Source organism: Micromonospora sp. NPDC047762 (genome assembly GCF_043204655.1).
Classification (GTDB): domain Bacteria; phylum Actinomycetota; class Actinomycetes; order Mycobacteriales; family Micromonosporaceae; genus Micromonospora.
Genome location: NZ_JBIDCQ010000002.1, coordinates 844,540 through 865,353, shown reverse-complemented (window position 1 = coordinate 865,353; position 20,814 = coordinate 844,540). Strand labels below are relative to the sequence as shown.

Genomic DNA, 20,814 nt, shown 5'->3' with positions numbered 1-20,814 from the left:
GGGTCAGGGCGCGGGGACGGGGGTCAGGGCGCGGGGGTCAGGAGGGCTTCGACCTCTGCTTTGGTCGGGGGGTTGGCGCCTCGGCGGGCGCAGGTCAGGGCGGCCACCGTGGCGGCCTGTCGGAGCACCGCACCCCACTGCTGCGGACTGACCGCGGCGAGCCGGTCGGCCGGGCGGTCGCCGAGCGCGTCGAGGTCGGCCAGCGCGGCCAGCAGGCCACCGGTGAACGAGTCGCCGGCGCCGACGGTGTCCACCACTGTGGTGCGGACCGCCGGCTCCTCGTGCAGCGAGCCGTCGGGCGCGAGCAGCACGGCGCCTTCCCCGCCCCGGGTCACCACGGCGCAGGACACACCGGCGGTACGCCATTCGGTCATCACGTCAGCCACCGAACGGTCCGGGTAGAGCCAGGCGAGGTCCTCGTCGCTGGCCTTGACCAGGTGCGCGATGCGAACCTGCCGGCGTACCCGCTCCTGCTCCGCCGCCCGGTCGGTGACGATGCTCGGGCGCAGGTTGAGGTCGATGGAGACGGTGAGCCCGTCCCGCTGGTGTTCCCGGGCGAGCAGGCCCTCCAGCGCCTCCGCGCCGGGTGCCAACGCGAGCGCGAGGGACCCGCTGTGCAGCGCGATCGCCGGTGACCCCGCCAGCTCGGGCAACTCCTGCGGCGTCCACTGCCAGTCGGCCGCACCGGCCAGCCGGAACTCGTAGCTGGCCTGCCCGGCGGCGTTCAGAGTGGCGACCGCCACCGACGTGGGCTCCGCGGCGCGTACCGCCCACTCCAGGTCCACCCGGTTGGCGCTCAGATGCTCGACGAGTTGCCGACCGTAGTCGTCGTCGGCGAGTCGGGCCAGCAGTCGTACCGGCTGGTCGAGCCGGGCCAGGGTGACGGCGACGTTCGCCGGCGAACCACCCGGGACGGCACGCTGCCCCTCGGCAGTCACGACCAGGTCGATCAGCGCCTCACCCGCGACGACGATCACGCGGTCACCTCCCCCGGTGCGAGCGGGCCGGGGCCGCCGAGCCCGTCGGCCGCGCGGGACAGCAGTACCGCCTGGTAGGCGTGGTAGACGTCCGGCCGGCCGTGCCAGACCGTGTCGGCGGGCAGGTTCTGCGCGTCCAACTCGTGCCGCCATCCGGTCTGGTCGATGAGAGTACGGCGGGCGTACGCCCAGAAGACCCGGTACCAGTCGAGGTAGACCGCGTCCCCGGTACGGCGATGAAGCGTGATCGCCGCGCCGATGGCCTCGGCGAGAACCCAGTGCATCCGGGAGCGCACCACCGGCTGGTCGTCCCAGTCGATGGTGTAGACGAAGCCGTCCGCGCCGTCGACCGCCCAGCCGCGACGCACGGCGGCGGCGAACAGGGCCTGGGCGTCGGCGAGCAGCCCGCGGGGTGGCTGCGGCAGCACCGCCTCCAACTCCAGCAGCAGTCGGGCCCACTCCAGCCAGTGCCCGATCGTGGAGCCGTACGGCCGGAACGGGTCGGCGGGCTGGTCCCGGTTGTAGTCGGGCAGCGGCGTCCAGTCGGTGGTGAAGTGCTCGGGCAGCCGCCAGTCGTGTCGGGCCGCCTCACCGTGCACGAGGTGGGTGGCGATCCGCAGGGCCCGGTCAGCCCAACTCGCGTCACTGGTGGCGGCGGTAGCGGCGAGGAACGCCTCGACCATGTGCATGCTGCTGTTGGCGCCCCGGTAGTCCTCGGTGACCGTCCAGTCCCGGTTCCACGATTCGCGGACAGCGCCGGCGTCGTCGTCCCAGAACCGGTCCCGCACGACGGCCAGCACGTCGGCGAGCAGCCGGTCCGCGCCGGGGCGTCCGGCGCGCACGGCGCTGGAGGCGGCGAGCAGCACGAACGCGTGGTCGTAGCCGGCCTTGCGGTCGTTGACGGGTACTCCCTGCTGGTCCACCGCGCCGAACCAGCCGCCGTACCGGTCGTCACGCAGCAGCGTGCTGAGCGCGGTGATCCCGTGGTCGACCAGGGCGGCGGCGTCCGGGTCGCCGTTGCGGTGGGCGAGGGCGGCCACGTGGGTCATCCGGCAGGTGATCCAGGTGTGGATGGGTTCTCCGCGATCCGGGGTGCGGTCGTCGGTGAGCCACCAGAAGCCGCCCTCGGGCCGGACCGAGCGGCGAGCGGTGTCGAGCAGCGTCCGGGTCTGGTCGACGAGGAACTCGTCCAGCTCGGGAAGGTCTGGTGACCCCGGCGGAGCAGGGGTCGTTGCGGCGTCGGATCGGGGCACGTCGGTCATCTCAGCTGGTCACCGTGGGGTAGGAAAGGGACATACGGCCAGGATCGGCGAACGGACCGGGTCCGCGCCGCAAAACTGCCAACGGTACGCCGCGAATCGACTGGCAGGGGTCGGCGCGCAGCTAGAGGGTTTTCCTCCTAATTGACCGTTGACATCGTTGTCACCGCTCAACCCTGCTCCGGCGGCCGGCCGACTGTCAATTCCGGCTGCGTCACACCGACCCGGAGCGGCTCCGCTCAGTAGTAGTCGTCGATCGGCCGGCGCGCCTCGTCGAACAGCGCCGGCCCCTCGTAGCGGACCGGGGGCAGCGGCGGGGTGGCCGGCTTGACCTCCTCGAACTGCTCGGTGGACAGCGCGTACACCACCCGCCCGAGGCCGGACCGGTCGATCGCCGTCGCGCACATCGCGCAGGGCTGACAACTGGTGAACATGGTGGTGCCGGCGGCCACCTCGGGAGTGAGTTCCCGAGCCGCCCAGCGGGCCAGCTTCAACTCCGGATGGGCGCTGATGTCCGCGTCGGAGACCACCGTGTTGTGGTCCTCGATCAGGACGACGCCGGCCGCGTCGACAAGCAACGAGCCGAACGGCCGTTCGCCGGAAGCCCCCGCCCGCCTGGCGATTTCGACGGCATGGCGGAGAAACTTCTCGTCGTCGGGGGTCATCGGTCCTCCTGGGTTCTGTGATGTGCGGCCACTGCCGCAAGGGTCCGCCAGGCGCGTTCGGGCTGGCGGATCTCGGTCAGGTCACCGTTGAACGGGTCCAGCACCACCGTCTCCGCGCCAAGCACACGAAGCTGGTCCAGGTCGGCGGCGATCTGGTCGATGGTGCCGACACCGGCGAGCCGGTCCGGGTCGGTGATCGGTTCCCGGGTCTCCTGGATCGCGATCCGCGGCACCAACGCGGGCACCGGGCGACCCAGCTCGCCGGCGATGTGCGTCAGTCGTCCGACCGCGTCGGCCAGCCGTCCCGGCGTGACCCGCAGCGGGTGCCAGGCGTCACCGAGCAGTACCGCGCGGCGCATGCCGGCCTCGCTGTTGCCACCGACCCAGATCGGGATCGCTGCCGTGTCGTAGTCGTCGGTGTCCTGCCAGGCCGCGCGCATCGTGTGCAGGTACTCGTCGGTCAGCGCACCGCGCTGCCGGAACGGCACGCCGAGCGCCTCGAACTCCTGCCGGGCCCAGCCGACGCCGACACCGAGGACGAGCCGGCCGCCGCTGAGCCGGTTGAGGTTCGCCGCCATCCGGGCGGTGAGCAGCGGGTGCCGGTACGGGACGATGAGCACCGTGGTGCCCAGCCGAACCCGGCTGGTCACCCCGGCCAGCCAGGACAGCGTGGTGAACGGCTCGTAGAACGGCGCCGGATACTGCTCGGCCACGTCCGGGGTCACCGCGATGTGATCGGAGACCATCAACAGGTCGAAGCCGAGACCCTCCACCGTCTGCGCCCACCGACGCAGCACGTCGGGGTCGGTGCCCGGAGCGAAGTTCGGTACGTTCACACCAATCTGCACCCGTCCACGCTAGCCACTGTGGACCGGTGTGTGAACGCCGCGGCCCGGCTGAGTCACCTGGCAGCCGCCGCGGATCGCCGCACGACTCAGGAGCGCCGGATGGATCTGCCCGAGGGACTCGACTGGGTACGAGGATCACCGGCCGGTCGCGCCTGGCTGGCCGCACTCCCGACGTGGCTGAACGAGTGCGCCGAGCGCTGGTCGCTGCGGGTCGGGCCACCCTTCCGGCAGGCGTACGCGTCACTGGCGCTCCCCGCCCACCTGCCCGATGGCACCGCTGTGGTGCTGAAGCTCCAGTATCCCGACGAGGAGAGCCGGCACGAGGCCGACGCGTTGGCGCTCTGGGACGGCGTCGCGGCGGTCCGTCTGCTCGCCCACGACCCCGGGCGGCGTGCCCTGCTGCTCGAACGCTGCCAGCCCGGCACTCCCCTGCACGACCTTGCGCCGGACCGAGCGCTGGACGTGGTGGTTGGACTGCTCCCCCGGCTCTGGCGACCGGCCGACACGCCGTTCACCCCGCTCGCACGCGAGGCCGCTGGCTGGATCGACCGGATGCCCCGGGCCTGGGAACGGGCCGCCCGACCGTACGAGCGACGGCTGCTGGACGCGGCGCTCGACCTGCTCACCGGCCTGGCGTCGAGCCAGGGCGAGCAGGTGCTGGTCAACCAGGACCTGCACGCCGGCAACATCCTCGCCGCCAACGCGCTCGGCGGCGACGGGCTCGGCAGCGACGGGCTCGCCGGCGACGGGCTCGCCGGCGATCGAGGGCCGTGGCTGGCGATCGACCCGAAGCCGCTGACCGGGGAACGGGAGTTCTCGGTCGTGCCGATGGTGCGCGGCCCGGAGTTGGGCCACTCACCGGCGGCCGTCCGGCATCGACTGGACCGGCTCAGCACCGACCTGGGACTGGACCGGGACCGGGTCCGAGCCTGGACGATCGGACACACCCTGTCCTGGAGCGTCGCCGACGAAACGGTCTTCCCCGAGAAGGTCGAGGTGGTCCGCTGGCTGCTCGACACCGACTGAGTTCCAGCAGCGCGCGGGCCTCCCACACCCGCCCCAACTCCGCGATCTTGCACTTTCTGTCCCGACACAGCGCGCATATCCACCCATGCCGACAACACAAACCGCAAGATCGGCGGGCGCGGGGCGCGGGGTGCGGGGCGTGGGGTACGGGGGTGCCTGGGGTGGGTCAGGTGGTTTGGCAGGTGTGGCACCAGTACAGGTTGCGGCCGGCCAGTTCGCCGCGACTGACCTCGGTGCCGCAGACGTGGCAGGGTGCTCCCGGGCGGCGGTAGACGTACACCTCGCCGCCGTGCCGGTCCACGCGCGCCGGCCGGCCCATGGCCTCTGGCAGGTGCGCGTCGCGGACCGTGTCGATCCGACCGTGCTCGACAGCGAGCCGCATCAGGCCGACCAGGTCGGCCCAGAGCGCGTCCCAGCCGGTCCTGGTCAACTGTCGGCCCGGCATCGTGGGCGGCAGCCCCGCCCGGAACAGTGCCTCGGTCACGAAGATCAGACCGGTGCCGGCCACCACCGACTGGTCCAGCAGCAGCGCGGCGAGAGGGGTGGGGCTGCGGGCGATCCGGGCGTACGCCCGCTCCGGGTCGGCGTCGGCGCGCAACGGATCCGGCCCGAGACGGTCCCGCAGCGCGGCCACCTCGGGTGGGGTGAGCAGCTCACAGGCCGTTGGCCCGCGCAGGTCGAGCCAGTGCCGGTCGCTGTCCAGCCGAAGCCGCACCTGCCCGACCGGCTCCGGCGGCTCCCCCGGCCCGTCGGTGAACTTGCCATACAACCCGAGGTGTACGTGCAACGTCAGCTCGCCGGCGTAGTGGTGCAGCAGGTGTTTTCCGTACGCTTCGGTGCCCTCCAGCACTGTCCCGGAGAGCCGGGCGGCACCCTCGGCGAAGCGGCCCTGCGGGCTGGCGGCGAGCAGCTTGTCCCCGGCGAACAGCTCGGCGTGCCGGGCTGCCAGGCGATGGATCGAGTGTCCCTCTGGCACAGGTGCCAAGGATAGCCAGCCCCGCCCGACCGGCCCGCGCGCTGATCGGCACCGGGCCCACCGCCGCGCTGATCGGCATCGGGCCCGCCGCCGCCTCGATCGACCCGGTCCCCGTCGCGTTGATCGACTCGGGTTTCAGGAGATCGGGGTGTCCGCGGAGACGGGAGACCGCGACTTCCAGGAAACCGAGTCGATCAAGGCCAAGCCGGGGCTGGTCCGGGCCAGGCGGCGAGGCCGGCCGAGGCCGGTGTTGCCGGTCGTACCCAGGATTGGTGTCAGGAAACGCCCAGGTGGGTATTTGAGGGCCGACACCGCGTGGGTGCCACCCTTTCCGTCGGCCACCACGCATTCATCAGGAGGTGTGTAGTGGTCAGGATTCCTTCGCTGTCCCGCCGGTCCGAGCCGGCACCGACGCGGGACGAGAACCTCGACGGCCGCGTGGACGGCCGCGACACCCCGGTCACCGAGACCGCCCAGTCCGACGACAGCGTCGGCCGCCCGGTGGTCACCGACCGGGACGCCGACCAGACGACGTACCGCAGCGCCGGCACGACCGACGGCCAGACCAGTGAGGCCGAGCGGCGGGCCAACGAGCGGGCGGCGGTGGCCCGAGCCGCCACCGGACGACCGGCGGAGGTCGACTCCCGGGGCACCGCCCGCCCGGTCGCGCCCGAGCCCTCGAACGGCACGACCCGCCCGGTCGCACCCGAGCCCGTGAACGGCACGACCCGCCCGGTCACGCCGGAGCCCCGCACCGGCACCACCAGCAAGGTGGAGACCGAGGCCCGGCCCGCCGTCGCCCCGACCACTGAGCGGACCGCCGAGCGGGACGCCGACCTCGACAGCACCACCCGTCGGCCCGACACCACCGACCGGACCACCACGGACCGCACTGTCGACCCGACCCCGGGCGCGGCCACGCCTGAGCCGCCGGTGGCGCGTGGCCCGAAGCCGCGGGCCAGTCTGCTCGCCACCCTCGGCCTGATCGTCTCGGTCGTCGGTGCGACGTTCGTGCTGACCGGAACCTTGGCCGGGTACGGCATCGGGCTGGGCGCGTTCGGCGCGGTACTGTCGGTGCTCGGCCTGATGGCAACCCGCCGCCGGCATGTCGCCGGCAAGACCGACGCGCTCTTCGGCGTGCTGATCGGTCTGGCCGCGGTCGTGATCGGGGTGCTCGCGATGACCGGCCAGTTCGACTGGCCGACCACCGACGGCGACTGGGTGCAGCGCTTCCGGGAGTGGCTTGACTCACAGTTTGTCGATCGTTTCTAGCGGGCACTGTTCCGCTCGCCGGTGATGCACCGGCGAACAGCCGGCGGTTCGCCGGCAACCCGATCAGTCCGGTGGTTCACCGGCCGGGGAGACACCCTTTCAGGGGCGGCGGTTCGCCGCCCCTGAAGTGTTTCCAGGGTCGGACGGCTCCGGTCCAGGTCACCGCGACGAACTAGTGCGTTCCGGCGATCCCCCGCTTCGCGGCCCCGCCTGCTGGCTCTCCGCTCCCGGCTTGGCCCCGACTCCGGGCCACGTGGCCACCGGCACGAGACTCGGCACCTCCACGCTCCAACGCAACGAATCGCCTCAGAGGTCTCGCCACACGCAACGGATCTACGCCCTGCGCAACTCCTGGTGGTGGATCCTGCCGCTCACGCCGCATACCGTTGAGCAACGGCGCCAGCCCGTGGGCCACGGTGGCCGGGCGCGCCCGACCCCTGGGAGCAGGACAATGACGATGGACGCCACCAGCCAGCGCCTGTTGATGTGCCGGCCGACGTACTTCGCCGTCGACTACGCGATCAACCCCTGGATGGACCCGAACGCGCCGGTCGACGCCGCGCTGGCCGTCCGGCAGTGGGAGCAGCTGCGCCAGACGTACCTTGACCTGGGCCACACCGTCGAGGAGATCACTCCGGTGCCCGGCCTGCCCGACATGGTCTTCGCCGCCAACGGCGGCACCGTGATCGACGGCAAGGCGATGGCCGTGCAGTTCCGGGACCCGCAGCGCGCCGACGAGGCGCCGGCGTTCCGGGCCTGGTTCGAGGCCGCCGGCTTCGAGATGTACGACCCGAAGCACGTCAACGAGGGCGAGGGTGACGTCCTGCTGGCCGGTGACCACCTGCTGGCCGGCACCGGCTTCCGTACGGCGCACGCCGCACACGCCCAGTTGCAGGAGGTCTTCGGCTACCCGGTGATCACCATGCAACTGGTCGACCCACGCTTCTACCACCTGGACACCGCGTTGACAGTGCTCGACGAGCGGACCGTGGCGTACCTGCCGGAGGCGTTCTCCCCGGGCAGCCAGGCCGTGCTGCGCCGGCTCTTCCCCGACGCGGTGCACGCCACCATGGCGGACGCCGAGGTGCTGGGGCTGAACGCGGTCAGCGACGGGCGGCACGTTGTGCTGCCCGCGCAGGCCACCGACCTGGCCGCCAAGCTGCGCGACCGGGGCTACGAGACCATCGGGGTCGACCTGTCCGAGCTACGTAAGGCCGGCGGCGGACCGAAGTGCTGCACGCTGCGACTCCGTCAGGGAAAGGCAAGCAAGTGATCGTGGATGACAAGCTGCGTACGCCGGGAGCGGTCCGGGACGCCGAGCGCTGGACCGCGCACAACTACCACCCCCTGCCGGTGGTGATCTCGTCCGCCGAGGGCGCCTGGCTCACCGACGTCGACGGCCGCCGCTACCTGGACTGCCTGGCCGGCTACTCCGCGCTGAACTTCGGTCACCGGCACCCGCAGTTGATCGCCGCCGCGCACGCCCAACTGGACCGGCTGACGCTGACCAGTCGCGCGTTCATCCACGACCAGTTCGCCGACTTCTGCCGGGAGCTGGCCGAGCTGTGCGGCAAGGACCTCGTGCTGCCGATGAACACCGGCGCCGAGGCGGTGGAGACCGGGATCAAGGTGGCCCGCAAGTGGGGCTACCAGGTCAAGGGCGTGCCCACCGGTCAGGCCAACATCGTGGTCGCCGAGGGCAACTTCCACGGCCGGACCACCACCATCGTGAGCTTCTCCACCGACGAGGACGCCCGCGCCGACTTCGGGCCGTACACCCCGGGGTTCACTGTCGTGCCGTACGGCGACCTGGAGGCGCTGACCGCCGCGATCGACGAGAACACAGTGGCCGTGCTGCTGGAGCCGATCCAGGGTGAGCAGGGTGTGGTGGTGCCACCGGAGGGCTACCTCCCGGGCGTGCGCCAGGTCTGCACCGACCGCAACGTGCTGTTCATCGCCGACGAGATCCAGTCGGGTCTGGGGCGTACCGGCGCGACCTTCGCCTGTGACCACGAGGGCGTCGTGCCGGACATGTACCTGCTCGGCAAGGCGCTCGGCGGCGGCATCGTGCCGGTCTCCGCGGTGGCCGCGAACGCCGACGTGCTCGGGGTGCTCAAGCCCGGCCAGCACGGCTCCACGTTCGGCGGCAACCCGCTCGCCTGCGCGGTGGCGATCGAGGTGGTCCGGCTGCTGGCCACCGGCGAGTTCCAGCGCCGCTCGGCCGAGCTGGGTGAGCGGCTGCGGGCCGGCCTGGAAGGGTTGGTCGGCAAGGGTCTGGTCGGGGTACGCGTCCGCGGCCTGTGGGCCGGGCTGGACATCGACCCGGCGCTGATGAGCGGTCGGGAGGCGTGTGAGCGGCTCGCCGAGCGCGGAGTCCTCGCCAAGGACACCCACGGCTCCACCATCCGGCTCGCCCCACCCCTGGTCATCACCGAGGAGGAGATCGACCTGGCGGTGACCCAGCTGGCCGAGGTGTTGGCCGGCTGACCAGGGAACGTGCTGAAGGGCGGGCGTCGGAATTCCGACGCCCGCCCTTCGCGTCAGGGGCGGGGCAGGCGCATCGCCATCGTGGGTGCCTCGGCCATCACCGAGGTGGGAGTGAACGGGGCACCGGTGGGCAGCTCCTCGGCCCGACCGATCTGCACCCCCGGGTACAGCTCGATCATGTCGTTCTCGCCCAGCACCCGGGACTGCTGCGGCGCCAGCGGGATCCGGTCCGACTCGGTCATCGAACCGCCCGGCCGGATGCCCGAGCCGTTGGTGCTGACGTCGGTCACGATGACCTCGCCGACCCGCAGCTCGAAGCGGACGTGACCACGGCTGATCCAACGACGGGCCTCGTCGTTGAGCCACTGCCCGAGCATGATCCCGCCGTCCTGCTCGGGAGCCCGACCGGCCACGATCGGCTGTTCTTCGCTGAGCACGAACCGCCGTCGGACCAGGCCGCCGACGCGCACCGCGAGCACCTCGGTACGCGGACGCGGGCCGCCGTCACCGAGCCGTACGCCGTGTCGGGGGCAGGTCGGCACGCCGTTGCGCAGCGCGGGCGGCGGCTGCGCGGCGGGGCTGCGGTCGGCACCCCCGGCCAGGTCGGCGAACGCGCCACCCCCACCACCGCCGCCGAACAGCGCGCAGCCCGACTCCGGGCAGCGCCACTGGCGGGCCAGCAGCTTGACGCCGGTCGGCGACCGTTTGCCGGCCACCGGCGAGTGGCCACCACCGACGTGCGCGATGAACACCGGCCCGCCGGCGCCCGGCACCGGCGCGACCACCCGACCGGGCTGCTCGACCAGCCACGGGAAACGCCCGCGCAGCCCGTCGAAGCGGACCCGGCTGAGCACCGGCAACCCGAGCAGGTCGGCGACCTCCAACATCCGGTCACCCGGGTTGTCCAGCACCTCGACGAGCCCGTCGTCGGCCCAGCGGCGGACGACCATCCGCTCGTTGGAGGTGAGGTCGGCGTCGGAGAGCAACGCCCGGTGCACCACCGCGTAGACTTGGACGCTGTCCTCCTCCAGCTCGCGGGAGAGCGCGTCGATGACCATGCCGAGGCGTAGCAGGCTGGCCGGCCGACCACCGTCGATGTCCTGGTAGCGGATCACCTCGGCCAGGTCGATCACGGCTCGGGCCAGTGACGGGTCCGTGCAGACCCGGCCCTCGATGGCATCCAGAACCTTGCTGATCTCGAATCTCATGCCGCACTCCGGACGATGTCGTCAATGCGCCGGGCCAGCCCGATGTCCCGGTGGGTGACCCCACCGGCCGAGTGCGTGACACAGCGGAAGGTCAGGGTCCGCCATCGGATGTCGATGTCGGGATGGTGGTCGAGCTCCTCGGCCACCGTCGCCACCCGGTCCACCACCGCGATGGCCGCCGGGAAACTGCCGAGCTGGACGGTACGGCCGATGCCGGTCGAGTCACCCGACCAGTCGGGCAACCGGCTCAGCTCTTCTCGCACCGCGTCCGCGGTGAGCAGGTCTGCCATGACCAGACCCTACCGGTGGTGCCTCCGGAGAGCCGGACGCGCCTCCGGTCCGTATCAATCCCTGACCGTACCGTCCTCAGATCTTACTTCATCAATCGGTTCGCCTGATCCTTGAGTCGTTCCGCATGGTCGTCCCAATCCGGGCCGAATGAGAGAAGATCCGCCGCCGCCTCTCGCAGAAGATCTAAGTCGTCCGGACGCTGGAGACAGGCAAGGCGGTACGCCAAATTGGTATTGTCGATCACGCCTCGGATTCCGCCTGGGAACTCAACTTCAATTCCCCATGGCCTAATCGCTTTTACGGTCACGTCGAACTCTTGATTAAGAAGGATTTCCATGCCTGTCAGCCGCCTCCCGTCAACCGCCTAATGATTCTGCTGAAGGCATGGAACCGGTTGGTTCGTTCAGCAGCCTCGCACAGCATGGAGGTGACTAGCGGAAAGACGTCCTTCCTATTAGTACGTCAGCCTTCTCCATGACATTAACAACAGGGCGCTCGCCGCGCCATCTGCCGTGGAGGTCATCGCGATATTCCACAAGTGCCTGCCAGTCATGTCGAGCGGGCTCTGTCAAAAATCGCCCCCGAGCCGGGGTGGACGGCGCGGTCATCGCCGTCCACCCCGGATCACCGTAGCCAACATCATGTCGAGGTTAGTCATTCATCTTCAAAGGATCGGACTCGAATTGGCATCACGCCTGGGAAGGCGCCTCTACCGAAGCCGGGCCACTCCGTCCCATGCGGACGGCTGCACCAACTCGCTGACGCCGGCACAGCCATCAACAATGGTTCGCCAAGCCTACCGATAGTCAGCTAATTCGTCCCTCACTACCGCCACGGACCACGTCACGAAATCCACCGGAACTCGATTTCCCAACAGGTCGATCGATAATTCGCCGGCCGGCGACTGGTGGTAATGCATAACCTCTCCCCCAGTCTGGGGCGTCAAATCCCACACCTCAGCCATCCAGCCATCAGATTCCCTGTCGCTGAGCACAGTGATCTCAATGAGAGCATCACCGTATTGGTGAACAGTCATGACCTAGCTCTCCCTGAAGGAGTGGAGTACCCAGTTACCGACACCACCGGGTTGCCGGAACTGCGCCCCCTTGTCTGGCAGGAGAAATTCCATCACGTTGTCGCCAGCCCTGTTCGCGTAGCTTTGAGTGGCCGTCTTTGGATGCGTGAGAATATCCTCTAAAGTGTCTTGTCCGACGCCGTTCCAGCCGGTCGGATTTTTCTTTCCGCCAGGAACGGCCCACTGGCCATTATTTGTTGCACGATTGCCGTGCTTCTGCTGCTCGAATCCGGCACGAGTGAAGCCATTCTTGTCGGGCGCCTTGCCTGCTGCCGCAAGGTCGTCAAGTGATGTTCCACAGTTGTGAACGAGTACCGGCGTCTCGCCTGCGACGACATAATACGTGTGGATGTCTTCGACGGTGAGGTTGTAGACCGTCGTGTACTCCGTCCACCGGCGCGTGCTCACCACGGACAGCTCACGGCCATCCGAGCTGACCACCTGATCACCGTTGAGCAACTGCCCGGCCTCGATCCACCGCTGCTCGTCCTCCACCCAGAACGGGTGACCAGCGGTCGCGGTGATGTCGGCGGCCTCGCCGTCCAAGGCGACGGCGATGTCCACCAGGTCCCGCTCGCCCTCACCGCGGATCAGCCTGGTGACCGGCTTGGCCTCGGTCTCGCCCGTCTCAGGGGAGGTGGCCAGCACCAGGTCGCCGAGGAGGACTTCCTCGATGGGCTTGGTACTGCCGTTGGCCATCAGCACCGCGGTGCCCGGCACGAAGCTGTTGGACAGGCAGTTCGCGCCCGTCCGCGAACCGAGCTTCCCGGCGTCACCGGCCCCGGTACGGACGCCACCCTTGGCACCCGCAGCCGCGCCTCCCTTGGCAGCGCCTCCCCCGCCGCCGCCGGCGGCGATGCTGAACGCGTCGAACAGCAGGTGACCAGCCGCTCGGCCCGGGTGACCTGACTTGACGTCGTTGGTCAGGCCGTCGGACCAGTCCTTGACGGCCTGACCCGGGTTGCTCAGCGTCTTCTTCAGCGTGTCGCCGCGCGCGTTGCCGCGAGCCTTGGCCGCCTCGCTGGTGTCCTTGTCGACCAGGGGGTTGCCGCCGACCGCGGTGTCGTAGACAGTCTGCGCAAAACCCTCCGCAACTCCCTTGGCGTCGGAGCCGATTGCCGAGGCGGCATCCTTCACGAAGTCACCGACCTCGCCCGCGGCGTCCGACAGCCAGTTGTGGCCGTCCAGTTCGACATTGCTGATCGGGTTGCCACCGGCGAACGCGTACCGGTTGCCGGTGTACGGGTCGACCGCGAGCCCCAGATCGTCAAGCGCCCCGTTGTACGAGTCCCGGGAGAGGAACTGGTTGATGCCCGGGTCGTAGTCACGGAAGCCCATGTCGTAATCGCCGGTCGACTGGTCGAACCGCTTGGACTGGAACCGGTACGCGTTGTAGGGCGCCTTGTCCGGGTTCTCCGGGTTACCGGCGTCGGGCTTGTCCACGCCGGTGAACTGGCCGGCGTCGTTCTTGCCGTAGGCGGTGTAGCCGTAGGTGGCCCGACCGTCGCCCTTGTCGTCGGTGATCTGCCCGACGTCGGACGACCCGTCGTAACCGACGTACGAGTCCTCCTGAGTGCTGTCCGTGTTGCTCTTCACCTGCGACAACAGGTCACCGCCAGGACCGCGCTGGTAGGACTTGACGACCTTGGTGCCCTCCAACTCGGCGGAGATGTCGCCCGTCAGCCCGAGATACGCGTACGTGGTGGTCTTGCCGCCGTAGGTTCGGGTCGCCTGCCGGTCCAACGGGTCGTAGGTGTAGGTGGTCGTCTTGTTGCCCGGGTTCTTGACGTTGGTTACGACGTGGTCGAAGCCGTCGTAGGTGTAGCTCTCCACAGTGGTCCCGAGCGAGGTCACCGTCTTGAGCCGGCCGTACGGGTCGTAGGCGTATGTGGCTGCCACAGTGTCGGCGGTGGCCTTCGTCAGGCGATTCTTGTCGTACTCGAAGTCGGTGGTGACACCGCTGACGGTCTGCTTGACGACGTTGCTGTTGGCGTCGTGCACGTAGCTCTCTGTACCCGCTCCGCCGCCGGTCTTGGTGACCGTACGGACCCGGTCCTGCGGGTCGTAGGCGAAGGTGCTGGTGGTGTCGACGTACGCGGTGCGGTTGTCCGCGTTCTGCTTGTGCGAGACATCCTTGGACTTCTGCCCGTTGGCCGCGTACTCGTACGTGTGTTGGTTGACCACCGCGCCCCCGGACTTCTTCTCGACCTGGCTCTGCACCGAGCCGTTGAGGAAGTAGTCGGTGGTGACGACATTGCCGTTGCCCTTGGTCTCGGTCGCCGTCTGCCCGCGCTTGGTGTAGGTGTAGCGCGTGTACTTCGGCTTCGGGTCCGTCGGCGACGTCGAGTTCTTGATCTCGGAGGCGAGATCCCGCTCGGCCTCGTAGGTGTACTCGGAGATCTGCGTGTCGTGGGTGCGCTTCTTGAGCAGATCGTTGGGCTCATACGTGAAGGTGGTGGTGTTCTTGACCGCCGTGCTCTTCTTCTCCTCCACGCTGGCGACGCGGTTGATCTGGTCGTACGACACGGCATACGTGTCGATCGCCGCCCCGGTGCTCGTGTCCAGCATCTTGGCGAGATTGCTGTTGACGTCGTACTCGTAGGCGAAGTTCTTGCTGGGCGTGCTGGAGCCGGCGCCGTTGTCGGACTGCGTCTTCTTCTTGCCGTCGGGGAAGTAGGTCCAGTTCATCTGACGCGGCGTGCCGCTGGCGCCGGCGACCGACCGAGAGGTCTGCGCACCGTTGTCGTCGTAGCCGTACGTGGTGGTGATGTTCCAGCCGACATCCTTCGAGCTGCGAATCCAGCCGTTGTCGAAGAACGTCTGCGTGGTGTCGTTGCGGGCCGACTGCCCGTTCGACGGCGGCGCGGAAATTCGCTCGAGGTTTCCGGTTGCGTCGTAGTGGTACGTCGTGACCGGCGGCGTGACAAACTGAGAGTCGTCCCGGTCGTACGGTTGCTGGACCTCACGGACCCGGTTCAGCTTGTCGTAGAGCGTGACGGTCGCGAAGTCGTCCGGATCGTCAGTGGTCTCGACCCCGCGCGGGCTTATCTGCCGGCTGAGGTTGCCGACCTCGTCGTACTCGTACTTTGTGGTGCGGTAGGTGATCGTGCCACTGACCGACTGGTACGGCACCTTCTCCTCGATCAGCGCCGAGCGTTCGTCGTAACTCATCTGCGCCCGGTTGCCGTCCTGGTCGATCGAGACGGTCGGGTTGCCGTCCCGGTCGTACTCGACGCCCGTGGAGTTGCCCTTCGGGTCGATCGTCGTCTTGATCCGGCGGTTCAGGTCGTAGGTGAACTGCGCGGTCCAGTCGTTGGGATCGGACGTCGCGTTCTTTCGCTGGTCGGTCTGCTGCCTGACGTTGCCGGCCAGGTCGTAGTCGATGGTGACCCGCCCGGTCAGCGCGTCGGTGACCTCCTTGGGCCGGTTCAGCTCGTCGTAGACGTACACGGTGGCGTAGTCCAGCGTGTCGGCCGGAGTCAGCATGCCCTTCGGCTCGGTGACCTTGATGACGTTGCCCACCTGGTCGTACTCGTACTTGGTGGTCGACGCCTCGGAGGTGGAGGTGTCCTTCGGTGTGGTGACCGTGCTCGGCCGGTCCAGCGCGTCGTAGACCGCGGTGGTCACCGCGCCGGTCGGTGACGTCTGGTCGGTGACATTGTCGTTCTTGTCGTAGACCGGTGCCGGGGTGGTGATGTAGACGCCGTTTGCGGCGTCCTTCGGAACCTTCTGCGTCAACGGACGACCGAGGCTGTCGTACGTGTAGGTCGCAGTGTGCTGTTTCGGGTCGGTGACGGTGAGCACGCTGCCGATCGACGAGTAGGTGTACTTCGTGACCTCGGTCAACGGGTTGGTGATCGTCCGTGGATAACCGACCGGGTCGTAGTCCGCGTAACCGGTACTGTGCCTGTTGGCGTCCGTCGCAGTGGTCATCCGCCCGAACGGGTCGTACGCGTAGCTCGAGGTGTAGTCACCTTCTGTGCTCGTCGCCGTGCCCTTGGGGTCGGTCACTGAGGTGAGGTTGCCGACGCTGTCATAGCCGAAGTTCCAGTGCCGACCCTCCGGCGAGTACTTGTCGGTCAGCTCGGCGGTGTGCCCGGCTAACCCGTACCTGTAGTCCATCCGCAGGCCAGGGGTGTTGTTCCGGTTGGCCTCGGGATCCTTGATCTCCAGCGGGTAGCCGGTCACCTGGTCGAACCGCCAGGTGGTGATCGCCCCATTCGCCTCCTCCATTCGGGAGACGTTGTTGTCGGCGTCCCAGCCCAGGAGGGTGGCCTGGTTCTTGGCGTTGGTGATGCGCGTGGCCCGGCCGAAACCGTCGATCATGCTCTCGGTGGCCCGGCCCTTGGGATCGGTCACCGTGGTGATCACCCCGTTACTGGCACCGCCGTCCGGGTCCTGGTAGTCCACCAGGGTGTTCTTGAGCAACCGGTCGGTGAGCATGCTCACCTTGCCCTGCAGGAACTGATCACCGGCCTCGTTGTAGGCGACCTTCGTCACGGCCGTACGCGGGTCGGTCACCCTGGTCAGGCGGGCGTTCTGCGGCCCCTGTGACTCGTCGTAGACGAAGCCGAAGGGCTTGGCGTCGGCGGTGCCGGACCCGTCGGTGACCTCCCGGAGCAGTCCACCGTCGCTGTAGACGAAGGACATCACCCGCCCGCTCACGTCGGTGATCGACTTGAGCTGGTTGATGATCCGCCGGTTCTGCAGGTTCGTCAGGCTCTGCTTCGTGCCGTTGACGAATGCGGTGTAGCTGTCTCCCGCGGCGTAGTAGTCCAGCGACAACGTCCGCCGGTTGTCCGGATCGGTCAGGTAGCGCAGCACCGCGGTGTCGCGGTAGTCGACCTGCATCCGCTCGTAGGTGAACAGGAGCTGGTTGCCGTTGCGGTCCCGCACGGCACTCTGGTAGCCCTGCTCGTCGAAGATGAACTGGCTGCGGTCCGGGCGCGTCATCGTCCACGCCTGGCTGGTGTCGCCGCTGCCGGTGCGTTGCAGGTACAGGTGCACCCCGGCGGGCTGCACGTAGCGCCAGTCAGCGGTATTCGCGCTGTTGTGCTTGTCCAGGTTGAACAAGTGGGTGGTGCCGTCACCGTCGGTCATCGCGACCTGCTGCGGCCACGTGCTGTCCCCGCCCCGGAACTGCAACGGGGAACCGAGCCGGACCGCACTCGATGTGGACAACGACCAGCCCAAACCCATCGACGAGGTGGACGTGTCCTGGCTGTTGTAGGTCAGCCGGACGAACGTCGACACACCCCGGCTCGGATTGGCCAGCGGGTTGTAGCCGAAGACGGCGTTACCCGAGAACTGGTTGACCATCAGCGACGAGCCGGAGCCTGCGCTGCCGCCCGCGTACTGGTAAAACTTTTCCAGCCCGAGCTGGTCGGAGGTCGGGTCCTCGACGGCCACCGCCTGGTCGAGGGGTTCGATCTGGGTGCCTGCCGACAACCACTGCCCGGAGGTCTTGTTACGTAGTTCCCACTTCAGGACGTAGTCCTCGCGGCGATCGCCGTCACCACCGCCGGCGGGGGCCTTCACTGTGGCGTTGATGGTGACCACACCGCCGGGCGCCTGCGCCGACGGCAGGGGCGTCTCGATCGGGTTGCCCGCGTTGGGGGCAGGGGTGCCGTCCGGACGCGTCCAGTGGTACGACAGGACCCAGTCGGCCGGCGACCACACCGACGACGTGGTGTTGGTGACGGTGACCGGCACGAGGTACTGGTCGCCCGGGACCATCCGGCCCGGCGTGTTCGGCGCGTGGTAGGTGCTGGCGCTGTTTGGCACGGTGTAGATGACCCGCAGCCGGGGCCGCAGCGACGGCTCGGCCGCCTCGGCGGAGAGGAAGAGCGACCGCTGTTCCGCGCCAGCCTCGTCGGCCAGCCGGATCTGCACGCCCTTGTTGTTGCTCGCGCTGTCCACCCACCGCTGCACCAGCGGCCCGGCCTCCCAGTTGACCCAGCCCGGGTCACCGTTGACCGAGCCGACACTGGACTGCACGGTCGACTCCACATCGCCGCCCTGCGTGGTCCAGGCGACTCCGGTCTGGGCGCTCTTCCACGTCGACGTGGTCTCGCTGAAGTCACGGGTCAGCCCGCGCAGTTGGAACTGCTGCTGGCCGACGCCCGTCCCTTCGGCGTACCAGCCCCACAGGCCGACCTGCGCGTTGATGACCTTCGCCTGAGCGGGCAGCCCGGTGACGGTGGGGAACTTCAGCACTACCCGGCTGGTGCCGTAGATCGAGCCCTTGTTGCCGACCTGAAGCTCGCCGCCGGCATCCAGCTTGTCCCAGTTGTTGTCCGGCTTGAGGCTGGTCAGGGTGTTGTCGTCCGCCCCGGTGAAGAACCTGATCACCTGACCGGCCTTGGGCAGCCGCACCATCTGGGTCTGCGCCGGGATGACAGTGCCGTCCCGCAGCCGGGCGGCAACCATGTAGAAGTAGGCGTCGCCGAACTGGCTCGCCGAGTTCGCCGGGGTGGGCGTGGCGTGGGTGTCCGAGTATGTCGTCCGGCCCGGCCTGACCGGGGCCACCAGGGTGGCCGCGTTCGGCATGAAGTTCTGCGTCTTACTGGAGTGGACCTGGTACTCGACCAGGTCGTCGTCGGGTGACGACGACGGGTCGGCGTAGGTGGACCAGGACAGGTCCGCGCCGGTGGCCCGCACTGTGGTGACCGGGTTCAGCGCGACTCCGGGCTTGCCCCAGGTGAGCAGCAACTTCGGGCCGTGGTCGTCCTCGCCACCGTAGGAGAAGTCGCCGGACTCGTACCGTGGGCCGCCGTTCTTGTTCGACTCGTCCTTGCCCTTGACCATGAAGCCGTAGTTGGTCGCGGGGTTGTCCAGCCAGCCCTGCACCGTCGAGCGGACGCTGTAGCTGTGCCAGGCGTTGGTCTGGTGCAGCGGCTTGGTCACCTCGGCCCGCTTGACCAGCCGGACCGCGTCGGCCACGACCTTCTTGTTGGCCACGTCGCCGAGCACGACCTTGTGCGTGGTGCCCGCCTTGAACCCGTACGTGCCGATCGACACCCAGTTCTGATTGCCGGAGCCGGTGGTCTGGTTGACCGTCTTGACCACCGAGCCACCGTCGTAGAACACGGTGTAGGGCGCGTTGGTGGCGCGGTCGGAACCCGGCACATAGTGCACGAGAACCTCGTACTGACCGTCCTCGGTCAGCCGCGGCACCCAGGTGAACGTCTGACCGGTGGACGCGTCGGCGTTGTACCGGTAGGCGCCGTTGTTCGCCTGACTGCGGTCGGTGGCGGTGGCGCCGACCCACTCACCACTGGCGGACACCTTGGTGCCGTCCGCCTCGTCCACCTGCTCGCGGTTCTCCCCGACCTCGGCGAACTTGGTGTTCATGGTGCCCCACGTCGCGGTGGTCTCGTTCCACGCCGCGGTCACCCGACGCGCCTCGAACGCCATCGAGGCGTCGTCGGCACCACCGTGGGTCTGGTCGAAGTACATCTGCAACTGCGCGGAGTCCAGCACGGTGTTGGCCGGCACGTTGGACAGGTCGAACTTGGTCAGGGAGCGGAACGTGCCCCCCGTCGAGGCGCCGGCGGAGAGCTTCCAGGTGCTGTCGAAGTTCTCCGAGGGGCCGCCGGACGCGATCATCACGTCCTGGGCCTGGCTCAACGTCGGTTGAACCTTGATCGTCGGATCGATCACCACCGGGTACCTGCGGGCCGGGTCGCGCAGCCAGGCGTCGTCGGCGGCGACCGTCACCACAGTGCGGCCGTCCTGCTGACTGACCCGTTGGCTGACCTGGTAGCTCATCGCCTTGCCGACCACCGAGGCCTGGTCGTCGGCGCTGTCGTACATGTACGGCCGAGGCATCGTGAACAGCGCCGGACCCTGCCGGTCCGTGGCGAAGAACGACACCGAGCCGTCGGCCTGCGGCACTGCGCGGACGGAGTCCGTGTCCAGCGTGAAGGTGTACGTGGCCGGCCCGCTCGGCGGGGCGGCCAGCACGATCTGCTCCTTCACCGCCGACGGCGTCACCTCGTAGACGAGGTCAGCGCCGGCGACGGCACCCGGGTAGGTGACCCGGTTGCCGCTCGCCGTCGGGCGCAGGGCACGCAGGCCGCCGGCGAGCCCGAGGGTCAGCCCGTGGTCGCCTGTCGAGTACGACAGCACCCGGTCACTGCGGTCGCCGAACCTGCTGGCGAACGCGTTCTGGGTGGCGGCGTACGGATAGCCCGAGGTGCGGCCGGCCGACACCGTCGGTTTGATGTCCTGCCAGCGGCCCTTGCTGTCGCGGTAGTGGACCGGCTCACGACTGGCCTCCGCCTGCATCCGCCCGTCGGCCAGCAGGAAGACCTTGGTGCTCGCGGTGCGGCGGTCGGTGAGTTCGCGGACCCGGCGCACCGGCGGCATGGGTTTCGCGGAGGTCGCCTGGGCCACCGAGGGCAGCACGCTCGACGGACCCGGCGGGGTGGGAGGCACGTCTCGGCCCTGCGGCGTCGGCGGGCGCAGTACGGTGCCGGGCCGGGGCGCCGGCTCGGCCTCACCTGGGGGTTTTCCGTACGCCGGAGTGCCGGAAATCACCAGCACGACACCGGCCAGTGCCGCAATTAGGCGGCGTCCATTACCAATTCTGCTCATCAATTGCCCTTCACGCGATGCGTACGACGAGGACACGAGGACCACGGCACATGACGCGCCGGTCGAACTGCCACGAAGAAGGGAATCGGCGCACGCTGAAAGAGCGCCGGACACCGCGACGAGGCTCAAAAA

At 68.9% G+C, this 20,814-nt stretch carries 13 protein-coding genes; 4 read left to right on the top strand and 9 right to left on the bottom strand.

Going from position 1 to position 20,814, the window contains the following annotated elements; translation table 11 throughout:
- Positions 1-23: 23 nt before the first annotated feature.
- The 4 genes from ACGF3C_RS09575 to ACGF3C_RS09560 form a co-directional block, all read right to left on the bottom strand.
- Positions 24-977: a carbohydrate kinase gene (locus ACGF3C_RS09575; protein WP_393220364.1), complete on the bottom strand. Its 954-nt coding sequence runs from the start codon at positions 975-977 to the stop codon at positions 24-26.
- Positions 974-2,239: an AGE family epimerase/isomerase gene (locus ACGF3C_RS09570; RefSeq protein ID WP_393220361.1), complete on the bottom strand. Its 1,266-nt coding sequence runs from the start codon at positions 2,237-2,239 to the stop codon at positions 974-976. Before ACGF3C_RS09570 ends, ACGF3C_RS09575 begins: the two co-directional genes overlap by 4 nt.
- A 236-nt stretch (positions 2,240-2,475) precedes the next feature.
- Positions 2,476-2,901 (bottom strand): nucleoside deaminase, encoded by a 426-nt coding sequence (locus tag ACGF3C_RS09565; protein ID WP_355008115.1) that lies wholly within the window; start codon positions 2,899-2,901, stop codon positions 2,476-2,478.
- A complete protein-coding gene (locus ACGF3C_RS09560) occupies positions 2,898-3,749 on the bottom strand; it encodes an LLM class flavin-dependent oxidoreductase (RefSeq protein ID WP_393220358.1) in 852 nt (283 codons plus the stop codon). The genes ACGF3C_RS09565 and ACGF3C_RS09560 overlap by 4 nt, the downstream gene beginning before the upstream one ends.
- A gap of 99 nt (positions 3,750-3,848) precedes the next feature.
- Here ACGF3C_RS09560 and ACGF3C_RS09555 point away from each other — a divergent pair, with 99 nt between their 5' ends.
- On the top strand, positions 3,849-4,775 hold the full coding sequence (locus tag ACGF3C_RS09555; RefSeq protein ID WP_393220355.1) for an aminoglycoside phosphotransferase family protein: 927 nt from the start codon (positions 3,849-3,851) through the stop codon (positions 4,773-4,775).
- 166 nt (positions 4,776-4,941) lie between these two features.
- Here ACGF3C_RS09555 and ACGF3C_RS09550 read toward each other — a convergent pair whose 3' ends face one another.
- The gene (locus ACGF3C_RS09550; RefSeq protein WP_393220352.1) at positions 4,942-5,751 is read right to left on the bottom strand and encodes an Fpg/Nei family DNA glycosylase; all 810 of its coding nucleotides are present in this window, start codon (positions 5,749-5,751) and stop codon (positions 4,942-4,944) included.
- Between the two features lie 366 nt (positions 5,752-6,117).
- Here ACGF3C_RS09550 and ACGF3C_RS09545 point away from each other — a divergent pair, with 366 nt between their 5' ends.
- The 3 genes from ACGF3C_RS09545 to rocD all read left to right on the top strand — a co-directional run bounded on the left by ACGF3C_RS09545 (position 6,118) and on the right by rocD (position 9,510).
- A complete protein-coding gene (locus ACGF3C_RS09545; RefSeq protein WP_393220349.1) occupies positions 6,118-7,023 on the top strand; it encodes a thrombospondin in 906 nt (301 codons plus the stop codon).
- A gap of 457 nt (positions 7,024-7,480) precedes the next feature.
- Positions 7,481-8,296: a dimethylargininase gene (gene ddaH / locus ACGF3C_RS09540; protein ID WP_357195694.1), complete on the top strand. Its 816-nt coding sequence runs from the start codon at positions 7,481-7,483 to the stop codon at positions 8,294-8,296.
- Entirely contained in the window at positions 8,296-9,510 is a 1,215-nt protein-coding gene (gene rocD / locus ACGF3C_RS09535) for an ornithine--oxo-acid transaminase (RefSeq protein ID WP_357226815.1), read from the top strand. The genes ddaH and rocD overlap by 1 nt, the downstream gene beginning before the upstream one ends.
- Before the next feature lie 53 nt (positions 9,511-9,563).
- Here the strand turns inward: rocD and ACGF3C_RS09530 are convergent, their stop codons facing one another.
- The 4 genes from ACGF3C_RS09530 to ACGF3C_RS09515 all read right to left on the bottom strand — a co-directional run bounded on the left by ACGF3C_RS09530 (position 9,564) and on the right by ACGF3C_RS09515 (position 20,682).
- A complete protein-coding gene (locus ACGF3C_RS09530) occupies positions 9,564-10,718 on the bottom strand; it encodes an FHA domain-containing protein (protein WP_357208564.1) in 1,155 nt (384 codons plus the stop codon).
- The gene (locus tag ACGF3C_RS09525; RefSeq protein WP_357226799.1) at positions 10,715-11,008 is read right to left on the bottom strand and encodes a 4a-hydroxytetrahydrobiopterin dehydratase; all 294 of its coding nucleotides are present in this window, start codon (positions 11,006-11,008) and stop codon (positions 10,715-10,717) included. Before ACGF3C_RS09525 ends, ACGF3C_RS09530 begins: the two co-directional genes overlap by 4 nt.
- A gap of 83 nt (positions 11,009-11,091) precedes the next feature.
- Positions 11,092-11,346, bottom strand: coding sequence for a hypothetical protein (locus ACGF3C_RS09520; RefSeq protein ID WP_357226796.1), 255 nt, complete (start codon positions 11,344-11,346; stop codon positions 11,092-11,094).
- A gap of 702 nt (positions 11,347-12,048) precedes the next feature.
- The gene (locus ACGF3C_RS09515; RefSeq protein ID WP_393220344.1) at positions 12,049-20,682 is read right to left on the bottom strand and encodes a DNRLRE domain-containing protein; all 8,634 of its coding nucleotides are present in this window, start codon (positions 20,680-20,682) and stop codon (positions 12,049-12,051) included.
- Positions 20,683-20,814: the final 132 nt, after the last annotated feature.

Coding starts and splice junctions, on each gene's coding strand:
- ACGF3C_RS09570 (WP_393220361.1), bottom strand. CDS start 2,239: ATGACCGACGTGCCCCGATCCGACGCCGCAACGACCCCTGCTCCGCCG.
- ACGF3C_RS09565 (WP_355008115.1), bottom strand. CDS start 2,901: ATGACCCCCGACGACGAGAAGTTTCTCCGCCATGCCGTCGAAATCGCC.
- ACGF3C_RS09555 (WP_393220355.1), top strand. CDS start 3,849: ATGGATCTGCCCGAGGGACTCGACTGGGTACGAGGATCACCGGCCGGT.
- ddaH (WP_357195694.1), top strand. CDS start 7,481: ATGGACGCCACCAGCCAGCGCCTGTTGATGTGCCGGCCGACGTACTTC.
- ACGF3C_RS09530 (WP_357208564.1), bottom strand. CDS start 10,718: ATGAGATTCGAGATCAGCAAGGTTCTGGATGCCATCGAGGGCCGGGTC.
- ACGF3C_RS09525 (WP_357226799.1), bottom strand. CDS start 11,008: ATGGCAGACCTGCTCACCGCGGACGCGGTGCGAGAAGAGCTGAGCCGG.
- ACGF3C_RS09520 (WP_357226796.1), bottom strand. CDS start 11,346: ATGGAAATCCTTCTTAATCAAGAGTTCGACGTGACCGTAAAAGCGATT.
- ACGF3C_RS09515 (WP_393220344.1), bottom strand. CDS start 20,682: ATGAGCAGAATTGGTAATGGACGCCGCCTAATTGCGGCACTGGCCGGT.